1 protein-coding gene is annotated in these 770 nt (G+C 67.5%); it reads left to right on the top strand.

Annotation, left to right across the window (positions count from 1 at the left end):
- Nucleotides 1-770: substrate-binding periplasmic protein (locus J0A65_RS24675; protein ID WP_206596883.1), on the top strand; the 770-nt coding region annotated here is incomplete at both ends.

The raw sequence follows: 770 nt of genomic DNA, 5'->3' as shown, positions 1-770 counted from the left end.
GCTCTGGCTGAGCGCCAACGGCATCGCGCGCGCCGAAGTGGTGCGTATCGGCGCCGAAGATGACTGGTACCCCTACACCGCCTGGCGCGACGGCAAGATCGAGGGCATGTCCGCTGACATCGTCCGCGCCGCATTCGCGGTCAGCGAGACGCCCATCGAACTGATGCCATACCCCTACTCGCGCTGCATGGAGCTGACCCGCACCGGCGCCCTGCCCGCCTGCTTCAACACCACGCCGGACCCCGGCATCCGCGCCGCCTACCTGCTGCCGCAGCAGGCGCTGTTCAGCGACAACATCCTGCTCTGGGGCCCCGTCGGAGAAGCGCCCGTCGAGGACCTGTCGGCGCTGGTTGGCAAGCGCGTGGCCGTCACCATCGGCTACACCTACGGCGAGCACTTCGACAACTACCCGGGCATCCGCCGCATCGCGGTGCGACGCGACATCAATGGTTTCCTGATGCTGCAGCGTGGCCGGGTGGACTATGTCATCGCCTTTCGCGGCACCACCCAGGCACTGCTGCGAGAGCGCCCGGAGCTGGCCGGGCAGTTCGCGGCCCTGGCGACCGTCCATCGCCCGCAGCTGTACCTGACCTTCTCACGCCACAACGCCCAGGCCGCCAGCCTGCTGCAGCGATTCGACGAGGGCATGCTGCGCATCAGGCAGGACGGCACCTACCAGCGCATCCTGGAGAAATGGCAACTGGCCGACGGGCAGACCGGGCCGCAGGGCTCTACACTGCACGAACGCCATAACAACAAGACGGAGTCAC

It is taken from the genome of Bowmanella yangjiangensis (genome assembly GCF_017255015.1).
Lineage (GTDB): Bacteria > Pseudomonadota > Gammaproteobacteria > Enterobacterales > Alteromonadaceae > Bowmanella > Bowmanella yangjiangensis.
Note: the sequence above shows the minus strand (reverse complement) of the source record. Positions and strands in the feature narration are given on the sequence as shown.